Source organism: Sphingorhabdus sp., assembly GCF_044239045.1.
Classification (GTDB): Bacteria; Pseudomonadota; Alphaproteobacteria; order Sphingomonadales; family Sphingomonadaceae; genus Sphingorhabdus_B.
In genome coordinates, this window is sequence record NZ_JBIICD010000028.1 from 1 (window position 1) to 14,028 (window position 14,028).

Below are 14,028 nucleotides of genomic sequence, written 5' to 3' on the forward strand. Positions count from 1 at the left end.
TGGTCACGTTTGGTTACCGGAGCGGGCGCCTTGGCTTGAGGATCTTCGGGCCGAGATCGCGAGCTTTCCGCATGGCCGTCACGATGACCAGGTCGACTCTATCAGTCAGTTTTTGAGCTGGCATTTTGATATGCGATTGCGGGTCGTGCAGTTTGCAAGGATAGGAGGAGTGTGATGCCGGTGCTCAAAAGAACGTTCGCATATACCAAAAGGAAAGTCTGCTTTGCGCCCAATATAAGTTATTCAGCTCGGCATTGGATGACACCAAAATGCACTATGCTGTGCTATTGCAATCATGTCATGTGTTGCCCTACGGCAAAGTTGCTGTTCCACCAACGATCAATAAATGTGGATTTACCTATGAGCGTTGCATATCCATGGAGGTGGAATGTTTTCTGAAATGCTAGCAAGCGCAATAGATACGCTTTCCAAAGTGCTGGATCCCAACGGTCCTGCCCAGGCCGCGACTACCAGTAGTTTCACGCCAACGGATTTTAGCGTCCACTTTTTTCTGCAGTTAGCTATCATCATATTAACCTGCCGGATCGTCGGCAAACTGGGTCAAAAGTTTCTGGGGCAACCCCAGGTTGTTGGTGAAATGATTGCGGGCGTCATCCTCGGGCCATCATTATTTGGCTATTTTTTCGCGGATGCACAGGCCGCAGTTTTTCCCGGACCGACTAAAAATGTGCTGTATTCGGGGGCACAGCTGGGCGTCGGTTTGTACATGTTTTTGGTCGGCACAACGTTGCAACTTGACCATTTCAAATCCAAAGCAAAGAGCGCGATAAGCGTATCCTTAGCTGGCATCGTGGTACCGTTTTTGATTGCGGTGTTGATAACCCCGTGGCTGCTGACTGTTCCCGGGCTCTTTACACCGGGAATTCCGCAATCAAGCGCCACGTTGTTCATGGGCGCCTGCATTGCGCTTACCGCATTTCCAATGTTAGCGCGCATCATTAACGAACGTGGGTTGGCGAAGACGTCGCTCGGCACATTGTCACTTACCGCCGGTGCGTTTGATGACGCAGTATCTTGGTGCGTGCTGGCAGTGGTGCTGGCAACCTTTGGCGCAGGCCCTGGAGTTGCCGTTCTCGCAATCGGCGGTGGGCTGCTCTACGCGACATTTATCATCCTTTTTGGTCGCAAAATTCTCGCGCCGCTTGGCCGGATGGTCGAGCGCGAGGGCGCTATGAGCATGAATGTGCTTGGCATAACTATCGCTCTATTCTGTCTGTCCGCGTTCATCATGGACGCAGTCGGCATTCATGCAATTTTCGGCGGCTTCATTCTGGGGGTTGTTATGCCCCGCGGCCTTTTCGTTGAAGAGTTAAAGAAAAAGGTCGAGCCGCTTGCAGTCGTCCTATTGCTCCCGATGTTCTTTACCTATTCGGGGCTCAACACGCGCATGGATATGGTCAACACGCTTCCATTGCTGTTGATCGCACTGGTCATTCTGGCGGGATCAATCGTTGCAAAATTTGGTGCGTGTTATGTTGCCGCGCGGGTTGCGGGCGAAGACAATCGTACCGCACTGGGTATCGGCGCGTTGATGAACTCGCGTGGTTTAATGGAACTCATCATCATCAACATCGGCCTGCAAAAAGGCATAATCGGACCAACGTTATTCTCAATGCTGGTGCTTATGGCGATTGTCACCACGATGATGGCAAGCCCATTGTTCGAATTGGTATACGGCCGAAAAGCCCGTGAATCAGGCGAGCTCGAGGCACTGGAAAAAAAGGATGTGGCTCTGGCCGATTGAACCCCGGCTTGATTAGGAAAATTGCCTTTTTCAATCAGGGGCGGGGCAATATCGGTTCAGATATTCGCCATGCGACGGCATGTGCTGGACCACAAACTGGATCGATTTTTCCATTTCGTCAATTTCGCGGCGCGTATTTGGTTCTCTCACCGCGTCTGCCATGGCGTTGTGCCCGCCCATCTTGATACCCTGTCCCATCATGACCGCGGCCCAGCTGGTTTCGGTAAATAGCTCATCATCTTCGCGGAATATTTGGCCGTTTTGGCGGAACAGCTCGACCTTTTCGGTAAGGCTGTCGGGCACGGGCATGTTGCGACAATAGTTCCAGAACGGACTGTCGTCACGCGTTGTGCTGTTATAATGGAGGATAAGGAAATCGCGGATTCGGGCATATTCTTTGCCGGTTAGGCGATTGAACGCGTCTTCTTGCGCTTGCGTCACCCCATCAAGCGACAGCAACGCAATCAGCTTGTTAATCCCCGTATTCACAAGGTGCAGCGAGGTCGACTCTAGAGGCTCCATAAAGCCCGATGCCAGACCAAGCGCGACAACATTTTTGTTCCAAAACTTTTTACGTCGGCCTGTCACAAAACGCAGGAAATTTGGTTCAGCGCCGGGTTTGCCAGCGATGTTGTTGATCAGAATGCTATGTGCTTCGTCATCAGACATATATTCATTGCAATAGACATGGCCGTTGCCGTTGCGGTGCTGCAACGGAACCTGCCATTGCCATCCCGCCGAATGGGCGGTGGCGCGGGTGTAGGGTAATGGGCCACTGCCATCTTCACGCAAGCATGGCAGTGCGACCGCGCGGTTGCAGGGCAGGTAATTGGACCAATCGTCATAACCCGTTTTCAGCGCCTGTTCGATCAACAGGCCGCGGAAGCCAGAGCAATCAATGAACAAATCGCCCTTCAACACGTCGCCGTTTTCCATGGTTACCGACGATACAAAACCGCTTTCATTGTCTAATGTGACATCAGAAATCTTACCTTCACGGCGGACAACACCGCGCGCTTCTGCATAATTGCGCAAATATCGGGCGTAACGCCCGGCGTCGATATGATAGGCGTAGTTAACAGGCGGCAAATCGTCGCGTTGGTAATCTTCCGTTCGCGCAAAGCGCCCGAAATGTGCGGCCATTGTTTCGACGTTGAAAACCTGAATGGGGCGCTTGTCGCCGGCTTGCTGATATTTGTGCCACACATGGTGAAAGGAAATGCCATCGACCTGATAGCCATAATTGCCAAAGGGGTGGATATAGCTGTCGCCAATCTTGCCCCAGTTGACGAACTGAATGCCAAGCTTGAAACTGCCTTGGACCATCGAGAGCAAGTCACGCTCGTCGATTTCGAGCAGACGGTTAAAGTCCAGAAACGGAGGTATCGTCGCCTCGCCTACACCGACGGTTCCGATCTCTTCCGATTCGATCAGCGTAATCGCCACGGGACGACCCGCGCGAATACGGGACAGCGCAGCAGCCGCCATCCAGCCCGCGGTTCCGCCGCCCACAATGATGATCTGCTCAATTGCCATCCGACCTCTCCCTTAAACGTCTTGCTTAGTGATATAGACCAGAACTGCAAATTGTGAACGTTCATTTTTGCCTCTTGTGAACGCTCTCAATTGTGGATATGTGTTAAGGTAATGGGGGAGTTTACATCCTCCGAATCGACATCAGGGAGGGTCATTTGGCACGCAAATCTTTATTCGGAGCATCGCGATCGCAGCGCCTTGCTGTTTTGACGACGGCATCCAGTATTGCACTATGTGCAGCGCAACCGGTTTTCGCACAAACGGCTGAACAGCCCGCTGAAGCTGCGGAAAGCGCTGAGGCTGAAGACGCGATCATCGTGAGCGGCTATAAAAAATCTCTCGCAGACTCGCAGAGCATAAAGCGTGAAGCCGACACATTTGTTGATGTCATCACCTCCGAAGATATTGGCGCGCTTCCCGATCGTTCCGTTGCAGAAGCATTGCAACGCGTCCCTGGCGTCAACATCTCGCGTTTCGAGCAACGCAATGACCCCGACCGCTTTTCGGTTGAAGGTTCAGGCGTCGTTATTCGCGGATTGCCATATGTCCTGTCGAACCTGAACGGCCGCGAAATCTTTTCGGCCAATGGTGGCCGGGAATTGTCGTTCAATGACGTTTCGCCTGAACTGTTGGGCCGTGTCGAGGTTTTCAAAAACTCGACCTCGGACATGTTGGAAGGCAATATCTCTGGCTCCGTCAACCTTGTGACGCGCAAGCCGCTCGACAAACCGGGCTTTCATGTCGCTGGCGCGATTGAAGGCAATTATGGGGACATGGCGAAGAAATGGTCGCCGGGCTTTTCCATTCTGGGTTCCAATACATTTGAGACCGGCATCGGTACCTTTGGCCTGCAGCTGGCTTACAGCCAATCGGAATTGGCAACTCGCACCGACGCATCGCAAATTACCGATCCTTGCTATCGCGACCGTTCACTGACTGCCCCATGTATCCGCGTGCGTCCCGTCGGATCTGGCGGCTTCGGCAGCGGCACGCCTTTGAACGCGTCCAACTTTCCGCCTGCAAATTCCGTTTTTGTCCCGAAAGGTGCCGGCGTTCGCACAACCGACCTGAATCGTGACCGCAATTCATTTTCGGCGGTTGGTCAGTGGGAAAGCAATGATGGCCGTGCTGAGGTCACCGTGGAATATCTGCGCGCGTCGACCAATGCGACGTTAAATGAATATGCCGCTTTGGCTTTGGTCAATGACGATGCGCTGTTTCCCGTACTCGCACCAGGCACAACTGCAATCTATGATGACAACCAATTTGTTGCAGGTACGCTGACCCAATCTTCTGGCGGGGTTAACGGAATTCCAACGGAACTGCTGCGTTTCCAGCGCGAAGACACCGCAAAGACCGAAGATTTCTCGGCGCATATCAAGCTGAGCCCGACCGATCGGTTGCGTTTCAACTTTGAAGTACAGCACATCAAATCAGGCCGCACCGAAGATGGTTTTATCTCGGCGATGCAGACCTATGCCGATGTGCGTATAGATAACCGTGGTAGCACGCCGCTGGTGGAATTTTTACAGCCAGGGCTCGCTACATCGCCGTCGAGCTATTTCAATGACCCGAGAAAGACCTTTTACTGGTTCCTCATCGACAATCAGGTGAAGAATGAAGGTGAATTGACCAGCATGCGCGCCGATGCTGAATATGACGTTAGCGATGACGGCTTTTTCAAAAAAGCGCGTTTTGGCGCACGTTGGGGTGACCGCAACCGCGTAACGCGCAGCGCGAATTTCTCGAACTGGGGCAATTTGGGCGCACCGTGGACAGGACGTGGCGGTAACTGGAACTGCGGAGATTACCAAGCATTCGGTTGCGGCGGTGCATATGTTCGCGACTTCCCGAACTCGGCCAATTTGCGCAACCCATTTGGTGACAACTTCCAGCGCGGTAATGCGCCGGTTCCGCTTGGCGATGGCTCTGCCTTCTTCTTCGGCGGCGACAATATGGTCGCGGACTATCTGAGCGGCGCTATCCGGACGCAGGCGAATGCGATTACCGGTTCCACCCTGACACCTAACGCATGGTTCCCGATTTCAGCACGCTCCGGTAATCTTCCCGGTGGTCCATGGACAGCTGGTGAAATTTCGGACGTCGAAGAAAGCACGTCCGCTGCCTATGCACGCGTTGATTTTGGCGCCGACTTTGGTGGCACAAAACTCAGCGGCAATATCGGCCTGCGCTATGTCAGCACCAAGGTGAGAAGTGGTGGGTCTTTCAGCTTACCAACGCCTGAATTCTTCGACAATAACGGCAACCGTGACGGCATCGTCCAGCTGGCGGAAGTACAGGGCTCTTGCGCCTTTATTCTCGCCAATAATATCACACCGGTGCCTGGCTATTGCGGCTTGTCGGCCGCGCGCCAAGCGACATATGCGTCGTTGTTTACAGGAGAGGTCATTTCCGACCCACTCAACATCCGCTACACAAACTGGCTGCCCAATTTCAACGCAAAGCTTGATTTCGGCAACGGTGTCTTGGTGCGTGGTGCAATCTCAAAGGGTATTTCCCGGCCAGATCTATCCGCGTTCACATCGGGTGGCGGTGCATATGACAACACCAACAATCTGCGTGCCGGTGGGCTTTTGGCTACGGGTCCGTTGCTTGCCATCAACACGGGTAACCGCTTCCTGCGCCCTGTTGAATCGGTGAACTATGACCTTTCTGTCGAATGGTATTGGGCAGACATTGGTTCGTTGACGGTTTCCGGTTTTGTAAAGGACATCAGCAATATCGTGAACAGCGGCGCCATAGTGCGTCCATTTGTTACGCCGAAGGGGGTCAACACCGATATTCTGTTCAACACACCGGTGAATAGCGACGGCGGAACATTGAAGGGCGTTGAAGTTGCTTATCAGCAAACTTACGATTTCCTGCCTGGGCTATTAAGCGGTTTGGGCGCCGGTCTGACATATACCTATGTTGATGCTGGCGATTTCAACAACGCTTCGCTTGGTTCTGAACAGAGCCCGCTTTCGGGCGGTCTGCCGTTGGCTGGAGTCTCGAAGCACACGGTCAATGCCGTTGGATTCTACGAAAAAGGTCCGTTGTCGTTCCGCTTGGCGTATAACTGGCGGTCTGAATTTGTGCAGACACCACGCGACGTCATCTTCCCGTTCTCGCCTATTTATGGCGAAGCAACAGGCCAGCTTGACGGATCAATCTTTGTTTCTGTGACGAAGCAATTGAAACTCGGCATTCAGGGCGTGAACTTGCTTGATGAAGTCACACAGACATCACAAGTGATCGATTTTGACGGCACCCGCGCAACGCGCTCGGCGTTCCGGAACGATCGACGATTCACTTTCCTTGCTCGATTTGAATTCTAATAGGTAGCATCAATGTTGCGGAAAAGCGGGCCTTGGTCATATGACTTGGGTCCGTTTTTCTTTCAGCCCGCGTTTCAGGAGAAAGCTATGCCGTCCAAAATTGTCTTGCTTGGTGCTATGATCGGTTTGACAGCTTGCTGGACAACGGCGGCCACAGCACAAGCTTCAGACAAGGGCTGGACACTTGTGTGGGCCGACGAGTTTGATGGTAGCAAATTGGACCGCAAGAAATGGAAACCTGAAAAATCGTGCTGGGGCGGGGGCAATCAGGAACGGCAATGCTACACCGATAGGTCCAAAAACATTAAGGTCGCCGATGGAAATCTGCATTTAATTGCTTATAAAGAGATATTTACAGGTCCCGATCTGCCTCCCGAATTTTCAAACAAGCCCTATCCACAAAAGACGCAGGAATATACCTCCGGCAAAATCCGAACGCTTGGCATTTCCAGTTGGAAATACGGAAAAGTCGAATTTCGCGCGAAGCCGCCCAAGGGCCAAGGCACCTGGCCTGCCGTATGGATGATGCCCGCCAACAGCGTCTATGGCGGCTGGCCACGTTCGGGCGAGATTGATATTTTGGAAGGCGTTAATCTTGGCGCGACATGCGACACATGCATAGGCGGTGTTGGCGAAAACCGTATGATTAGTGCGATTCATTTTGGCGATTACGCACCGAAAAACAAACTGCACGATACGCGCGTAGCGCTGCCATCAAACGCTTTGCCTTCTGATGAATTTCACATCTGGACGCTCGAATGGGGCGAAGGCGTGATGCGTTTCTATCTCGATGGCCGCAAATATTGGGAACGCACGAGCCCTGATTGGGAAACAGCTTCTCCGTTAGCGAAATCAAATCCCGTTGCGCCTTTTGATCAGCCCTTCTACATCATGGCCAACCTAGCCATTGGTGGTGGCCTGTCAGAGAAGAATAATGATAAAGGCGTTGCATCAAATGTAACACCGGCTTCGTTTTTGATCGACTGGATCCGCATCTACCAATGCAGCAGCGACAAGGAAAAGGGTCTAGCCTGCATGCAGGGCGACAAAGAAAGTAAGTAACTTATGGCGAGACGCCGCCAGGCCGTCACTATCAAGCATGTCGCAGCCGATGCAGGGGTTTCCCTGCAAACGGTAAGCCGCGTCATCAATAATGAGCCTAACGTCCGGCCTGCCATGCAGGAACGTGTGCAGGCGTCTATTGATAAGCTTGGCTATGTCCCGTCCATCGCGGCGCAACGGATGAGCGGATCACGTTCGTACCTGATCCTTGCCATCAACGACCGGGAACGCACAATTGCCGATTGGCAGAACCGCCAAGGATCGGACTGGGTAGACCAAATGCTTTTCGGCGGCATGTTGAAATGTGCCGAACATGGATACCGGATGATCTTTGAGCTGGTCGATACCCACAATGATCATGTCGAGCGCGAATTGGGCGCAGCTATTGCGGCATTGCAGCCAGACGGTGTTATCCTAACGCCGCCCCACTCTGAAAACCCGCTCATCACCGGATTTCTTGCCAAACGCAAAATTCCCTTCGCACGCATCGGATCGGTCACATCGGGGCCGGGAATTGCGATGACGATGGATGACGAGGGCTCGGCCCGACGTGCAACCGAACATCTCATCGCGCTTGGCCATAGCAGGATCGGTTTCATTGCTGGCCCTCAGGAATATGACCTGTCCAATTGGCGTATCGACGGCTGGCGCGAAGCGATGGCCACCGCCGGCCTCTCCTGCGATGCGTTATGCGTCAGAGGCGATTTTGGATATGACAGCGGTGTGCTGGCCGCAAACGCGCTGCTCGATTTGGAAAACCCACCCACGGCGATCATCGGTAGCAACGACCAAATGACGCTTGCCGCTTTGGACACTGCCAAGATGCGTGGGTTGAACGTGCCGGACGATTTGTCTCTCATCAGTTTCGACAATACGCCAGTTGTGCGCTTCACGGTGCCTGAGCTCACAGCCGTTGATCAGCCGATTGCTGCAACGTTTTCCAAGGCGGTGGAGCTATTGATCACCAACGGTGACGCGCCTGTAACGTATCAACCCGTTGTCATTGAGGGTAGCCTCATCGAGCGAAGCAGCACGGCACCGCCCGCCCCACATGGTCGCGCTTAACCCCAACAATAGTGGCCGACAATCGGCCTCGTTCATGTATCTATACACGCTGGCCGCAGCTGGCGGCGCTGTGGCCTATATGCCGTTTCTGACGATCTTGCTGCCGCTACGTGCCACCGACATTGCAGGCAATGGTGCCGTAGGCATGTTGGCGATGGCAGCGTTTCTGGGTGCAATTGCCGCAAGCTTATCCAATATCGGGTTTGGCTGGGTCAGTGATAAAACTGGTAAACGACGCCCGTGGATATGGGCAGGGTTAGGCTTGTCGACTGCTTTACTGCTGACGACGCCTTATGCCACGAGTGCTGCGGCGTTGATTGCGATTATCATTCTCTGGCAGATCGGCCTGAACATGATGCTCGCGCCGTTGAGCGCGTGGGCTGGTGACAGCATACCAGATTCTCAAAAGGGCTTCCTTGGCGGACTATTGGCGCTGGCGCCTGCGTTGGGAGCGCTTTCCGGTGCGTTTGTAACAATGACCGGTGTTGTGCCGTCCGGCTACCGTGAAGTCGTCATCGCGCTGTTGGTTGTGGCCATGGTCAGCCCCGCTCTAGTCTTCGGCAAACCGAGATCGATGCCGGACTTAACGTCTCAGACGGCCGATGAAAAAGCGGATGCGGTGCACAGCCCGATAGCGCACCAGCCAGCCGTCAGAATGTGGGCCGCGCGTTTATTAGTCCAAATTGCGGAAGCCTCATTATTTGCGTTTCTCCTTTTATGGTTCCGCAGCGTCGACCCTGATTTCGGCGAAAATGATGTCGCCAATATCTTTGCGCTCGTTCTGGGTTTAGCCTTCTTTATAGCATTAGCGGTCGGCCGCTGGTCTGACCTTTCAAATCGTCCCATCCTCCCGCTCATTTGTGGGGCAGCAGCAGCTTCGGCCGGACTGATCATCATGTCGGTTTCGTCATCTTTACCGATCGCCATTGCCGGCTATGTGGTCTTTGGCTTGGCGAGCAGCCTTTTTCTGGCGCTGCACTCAAGCCAGACCTTGAGGGTGCTCCCCCGCCCTCAAACGCGCGGAAGGGATTTAGGCATTTTCAACCTGACGAACACCGTGCCATCGCTCATCATGCCATGGCTGACCCTGGCTTTGGTACCCACTCATGGCTTTGGCAGCCTGTTTCTGTTGCTAGCGGGGCTGGCAGTCATCGCGTGCCTGTTGTTGGCAACAATGCCACGCCAGCATGGAAGCGGTCAGGCAGGCTTACGCGCATAGATACCGAATGCCGCGATGATCGCGTAGCAAACCATCGGTAACGTAAACGCGATAGCCAGACTTCCGGTCAAGTCAGCGATGATGCCCGTGAGCAGCGGAACAACAGCGCCGCCGACGATGGCAACGTTGATGATGCCAGAACCGTCGGCAGCTCGCGACCCCAGCTTTTCACACGCCAGCGTGAATATCGTCGGGAACATGATCGCATTGGTCAGGCCCACGGCCAGCAATGCATAGCCAGCAACTTCGCCCGTGCTTTGTGTGGAAAATATCAGCAGTGCAATTGCGGCCACCGATACAGATGCCAGCACCTTACCCGGGCTAAGCACACGCAGCACCGCAGAGCCGATGAACCGGCCAACCATGGCACCGCCCCAATATAGACCAATAAGCTTGCCAGCGTCCTGTTCGGGCAAAGCCATGACATGGTCTTGCATCAAATAATTGACGATGAGCGAACCAATCGCGACTTCGGCGCCGACATATAGGAAAATGCATAAAGCGCCGAAACCGAAACGAGGCCGCTTGAGCAGGTCCAGCCCGGCCAGTCCTTCGCTCGCTTCATGCTTTTCGCCTTTCAGCGCATTGCGAAATAGCCATACCACTGCGGCAACTACCGCCAGTGCGGCCGCAATACCCAAATAGCCATTCACAATTGCTTGGCTTTCTGCAGTACGATACGCGTCAAGCTCCACACCGGATAGTTGGTCAGCGGTTACCGTGGCGAGGCTACCGAGGATAAGGATGGAGCCAACGATAGGGAAAATAGTGGTGCCAAGCGAATTGAACGCTTGCGCAAAGGTTAGGCGGCTATGCGCTGTTGCAGGCTTACCAAGCATGGAGATCAAGGGATTAGAAACCACTTGGACGATCACCACTCCGCTTGCCAACACAAACAATGCGAAGAGAAATACGCCATAGGTCGCGGTCTGGCTTGCTGGAATGAACAACAGACACCCAGCCATCATCGTTAAAAGGCCAGCAACTGCGCCGCGCATATACCCGATTTTTTTAACGAGCCGTGCCCCGGGAATACCAACCACGGCATAAGCGGCAAAGAAACAGAACTGCACAAGCATCGCTTGCGTGTAATTGAGCGTAAACAACTCTTTTAACTTCGGGATGATAACATCGTTGAGGCTGGTGATGCCGCCGAAGATGAAGAACAGCCCCATCACGAACAGTTGCAATTGCGGTGCGTCGATATGGCTATCGCCATTATCTGCTGACGCAGATGCGCCGGGTGCCAATGCCATCTTCTCTCTCCCTTGTTTTTAGCGCATTTTGCCGGGGCAGGACGCGCCTTTTTTTGTCGTTTCGATATGAACGTTGCGAATTGTCGCAACAAGGCCTTTCGCCGCCTGCATACGTATAGGGGAACCGACCGCGTCCAACTTCGCACCAGCTGCGGCAAAGCAGCGCAGCGGAATGCGGGTTTGGGTGGGCGTTCCCGTTGGCAATGCGCGCATCGTGGGTTTTATATCGAGCGCAGCGCCACCAAAGGACAGCATGACTGGCCCGGTCGCGGGCTGATCAATTCTCCAGTCGATGAGCAGCGACCAGTCTTCCTTCAACGGCTTGCTCAAATCGACAGCAGGCCCGTTGACTACGAAAGCACCATCCGCGTTCCAAGTGAATTGGCGTGCATCTTCCTGCGCGGACATATCAACAGCACGCGCGCTAATCGAACCGTCCATCTGCAAATTCCAAGGCGCGGGCACCTTGCCCCGGACGAAATATTGCGTGGCGATGGTCAGCGATGACAAATCAACGCGTGGGTCTTCGTTAACCGGAGGAAGCTTTTTCGACTGCGTGTAATTGAGGCCATAGCCCAGCGGGAAAAGCGGCGCATCGATCGGTGACAGGGCGTCCGCTGGCCAACTGAAAGGCAGGCGTCCGGTGAAGTCGCGCATCGGCTTTCCGTTTGCGCCAGCGACCAACACATCGGCGACACCCCGGCCTTGCGTGCCCGGCAACCATGCAGCCACAAAAGCGTCGGCTTGGTTGATAAGCTTGCCCGTAAACATGGGCCGTCCAGATAGGAACAGGACCACAACAGGAATATTCTGCGCCTTCAATCGCGCGATCATTTCCTCTTCGGCAGGCTGGGGCCGGAATGCGAGGTTTGGCACATCGCCTTCAAATTCAGCATAAGGTTTTTCGCCCAGGACAATGATCGCCACATCGGGCTTCTTTTCAAACATGCCCGATGCCGAAATATTGGCCGTACCGCCGCCTATTTTAACCGCTTCCGAAATCGCACGGCCAATCGTCTGGCCATTGGTGAAATCGGCGGCAGTGGTGTCCGTGCCTTGCCAGCTAATCGTCCAGCCGCCGGCCTGCATCGCCATATTGTCCGCGCCGGAACCGGCGATCAGGACATTGCTGCCATTGCGGATGGGCAGAACGCCGTCATCATTTTTGAGCAGCACCAGTGATTTGGATACCGCCTCACGCGCAAGATCGAGATGCTCTTGCTTGCCAACCAAAGATGTTTGCCCCCGCACAGTCGGCGCATCGCCCATGAGGCCAAGCTTGTATTTCACGCGTACGATTCGCCGCACCGCATCGTCCAACCGTGCGGCGGTGATCCGGCCATCCCGCGCCGCTGCCAGCGTCGATGCGAACAAACCCTTCCAGCTGTCAGGCGCCATGAACAGGTCAAGCCCGGCATTAATGGCCGCAGCGCAATCGGTCGCAGAACAGCCCGCGACTTGGCCATGACCATTCCAATCGCCAACAACCAGCCCGGCAAAGCCCATCCGGTTCTTCAAGACATCGGTCAGAAGAGAGGCATTGCCATGATGCTTCACTCCGTTCCAGCTTGAGAAGCTCGCCATAACGGTCAGTGCGCCTGCGTTGATAGATGCGGGATAGCCCTGCGCATGTTTTGCGACCATTTCGGCTTCGCTGATCTTTGCATCGCCTTGGTCGCGGCCGTCCATGGTGCCACCGTCCGCAAGAAAATGTTTGGCAGTTGCGGCAACATGCGTCGCGTCCAGTGGTGCACCCGCGACAAGATTGCCTTGCAAGCCTATGGTCATCGCACCGGCATAAGCCGCAATCAGCGCAGGGTCGGAGGAATAGCCCTCATAGGTTCTGCCCCAGCGCAAATCTTGCGGGACAGCCAGCGTTGGCGCGAAGGTCCATTCAATCCCGCTGCCTGAAATCTCTGCCGCCGTGGCTTTGCCAATGCGCTGGATTAAGTCGACATCTCGGGCCGCGCCAAGTCCGATATTATGCGGAAAAATGGTTGCCTGCGGCAGGTTTGAATGCCCGTGCACCGCATCGACGCCAAATAAAATAGGTATGCCTGCGCCTGAGATACGCGATGTATCGCGAAACGCGCTTACCAATTGCGCCCATTTTGAAGCGTCAGCGCGCTCGTCGCCATAAGGTCCGGAATTACCGCCCGCAAGGATCGAACCAAGCGGATATTGCTTGAGATCCTCAGGCGTGATTGCGCTGATGTCAGCCTGTATGATTTGACCGACCTTCTGCTCCAACGTCATTTTTGAAATCAACGCCGTTATCGCGTCTTCGGTTTTCGTATCGGTAATCGCGGCAGGGCTTTTGGCAGTTGGCCAATTGGCAATGTTTGCCGCGGTCTCGGCTGAAGGCGCCGCTGGCTTCATCGTCTGTGGGTGCGTCACCGCCGAAACACATCCCGCCGACACGAAGGCCATCAGTGCCATCGATCCCCTTAACCGCATCAAACCCACTCCAGAACTTCGTTGTGAACGTTATCAGGATTTGATGACAGTAACGGTGGGAGAAATCAAGCTTCATCATGGTGCCGCGCAACTAAAACCGGACAGTCCACTCCCGGCCCAATTTCGGCCATTGCACCGAAACGAATACGGTGATCGGCGCAGCGGCAGCTTTTAGGCGTCCGCCACCGCTCTCGGAACGACCTCAATTGGGTGGGTTGCGGAATGTCCGCTATCCGGCGTTCAAATCCGGCATGTGCTTCTCGACCCATCTGATGAACGAGACCGCTTCACTCCTGAGTGACTGACTAAGGGGCTCAGCTCGTACTAACG

The 14,028-nt window shown here is 54.4% G+C and carries 8 protein-coding genes; 5 read left to right on the forward strand and 3 right to left on the reverse strand.

Annotated elements, in window-relative coordinates:
- Nucleotides 1-388: 388 nt before the first annotated feature.
- Nucleotides 389-1,765, forward strand: coding sequence for a cation:proton antiporter (locus ACILP4_RS09330; RefSeq protein WP_395620450.1), 1,377 nt, complete (start codon nucleotides 389-391; stop codon nucleotides 1,763-1,765).
- A gap of 30 nt (nucleotides 1,766-1,795) precedes the next feature.
- Here ACILP4_RS09330 and ACILP4_RS09335 read toward each other — a convergent pair whose 3' ends face one another.
- Nucleotides 1,796-3,301, reverse strand: coding sequence for a tryptophan halogenase family protein (locus ACILP4_RS09335; protein WP_395620451.1), 1,506 nt, complete (start codon nucleotides 3,299-3,301; stop codon nucleotides 1,796-1,798).
- 155 nt (nucleotides 3,302-3,456) lie between these two features.
- Between ACILP4_RS09335 and ACILP4_RS09340 the strand changes: the two genes are divergently transcribed.
- The 4 genes from ACILP4_RS09340 (at nucleotide 3,457) to ACILP4_RS09355 (ending at nucleotide 9,985) form a co-directional block, all read left to right on the forward strand.
- Nucleotides 3,457-6,639: a TonB-dependent receptor gene (locus ACILP4_RS09340; RefSeq protein WP_395620452.1), complete on the forward strand. Its 3,183-nt coding sequence runs from the start codon at nucleotides 3,457-3,459 to the stop codon at nucleotides 6,637-6,639.
- Between the two features lie 87 nt (nucleotides 6,640-6,726).
- Nucleotides 6,727-7,701: a family 16 glycosylhydrolase gene (locus tag ACILP4_RS09345; protein WP_395620453.1), complete on the forward strand. Its 975-nt coding sequence runs from the start codon at nucleotides 6,727-6,729 to the stop codon at nucleotides 7,699-7,701.
- Between the two features lie 3 nt (nucleotides 7,702-7,704).
- Entirely contained in the window at nucleotides 7,705-8,766 is a 1,062-nt protein-coding gene (locus tag ACILP4_RS09350; protein ID WP_395620454.1) for a LacI family DNA-binding transcriptional regulator, read from the forward strand.
- Nucleotides 8,753-9,985, forward strand: a complete 1,233-nt coding sequence (locus ACILP4_RS09355; RefSeq protein ID WP_395620455.1) for an MFS transporter — start codon at nucleotides 8,753-8,755, stop codon at nucleotides 9,983-9,985. Before ACILP4_RS09350 ends, ACILP4_RS09355 begins: the two co-directional genes overlap by 14 nt.
- Here ACILP4_RS09355 and ACILP4_RS09360 read toward each other — a convergent pair.
- Nucleotides 9,964-11,241, reverse strand: coding sequence for a sugar MFS transporter (locus ACILP4_RS09360; protein WP_395620456.1), 1,278 nt, complete (start codon nucleotides 11,239-11,241; stop codon nucleotides 9,964-9,966). The two genes, ACILP4_RS09355 and ACILP4_RS09360, sit on opposite strands and share 22 nt — an antisense overlap.
- A gap of 18 nt (nucleotides 11,242-11,259) precedes the next feature.
- Complete coding sequence (locus ACILP4_RS09365; protein ID WP_395620457.1) at nucleotides 11,260-13,680, reverse strand: glycoside hydrolase family 3 N-terminal domain-containing protein; 2,421 nt, start codon at nucleotides 13,678-13,680, stop codon at nucleotides 11,260-11,262.
- Nucleotides 13,681-14,028 lie beyond the last annotated feature (348 nt).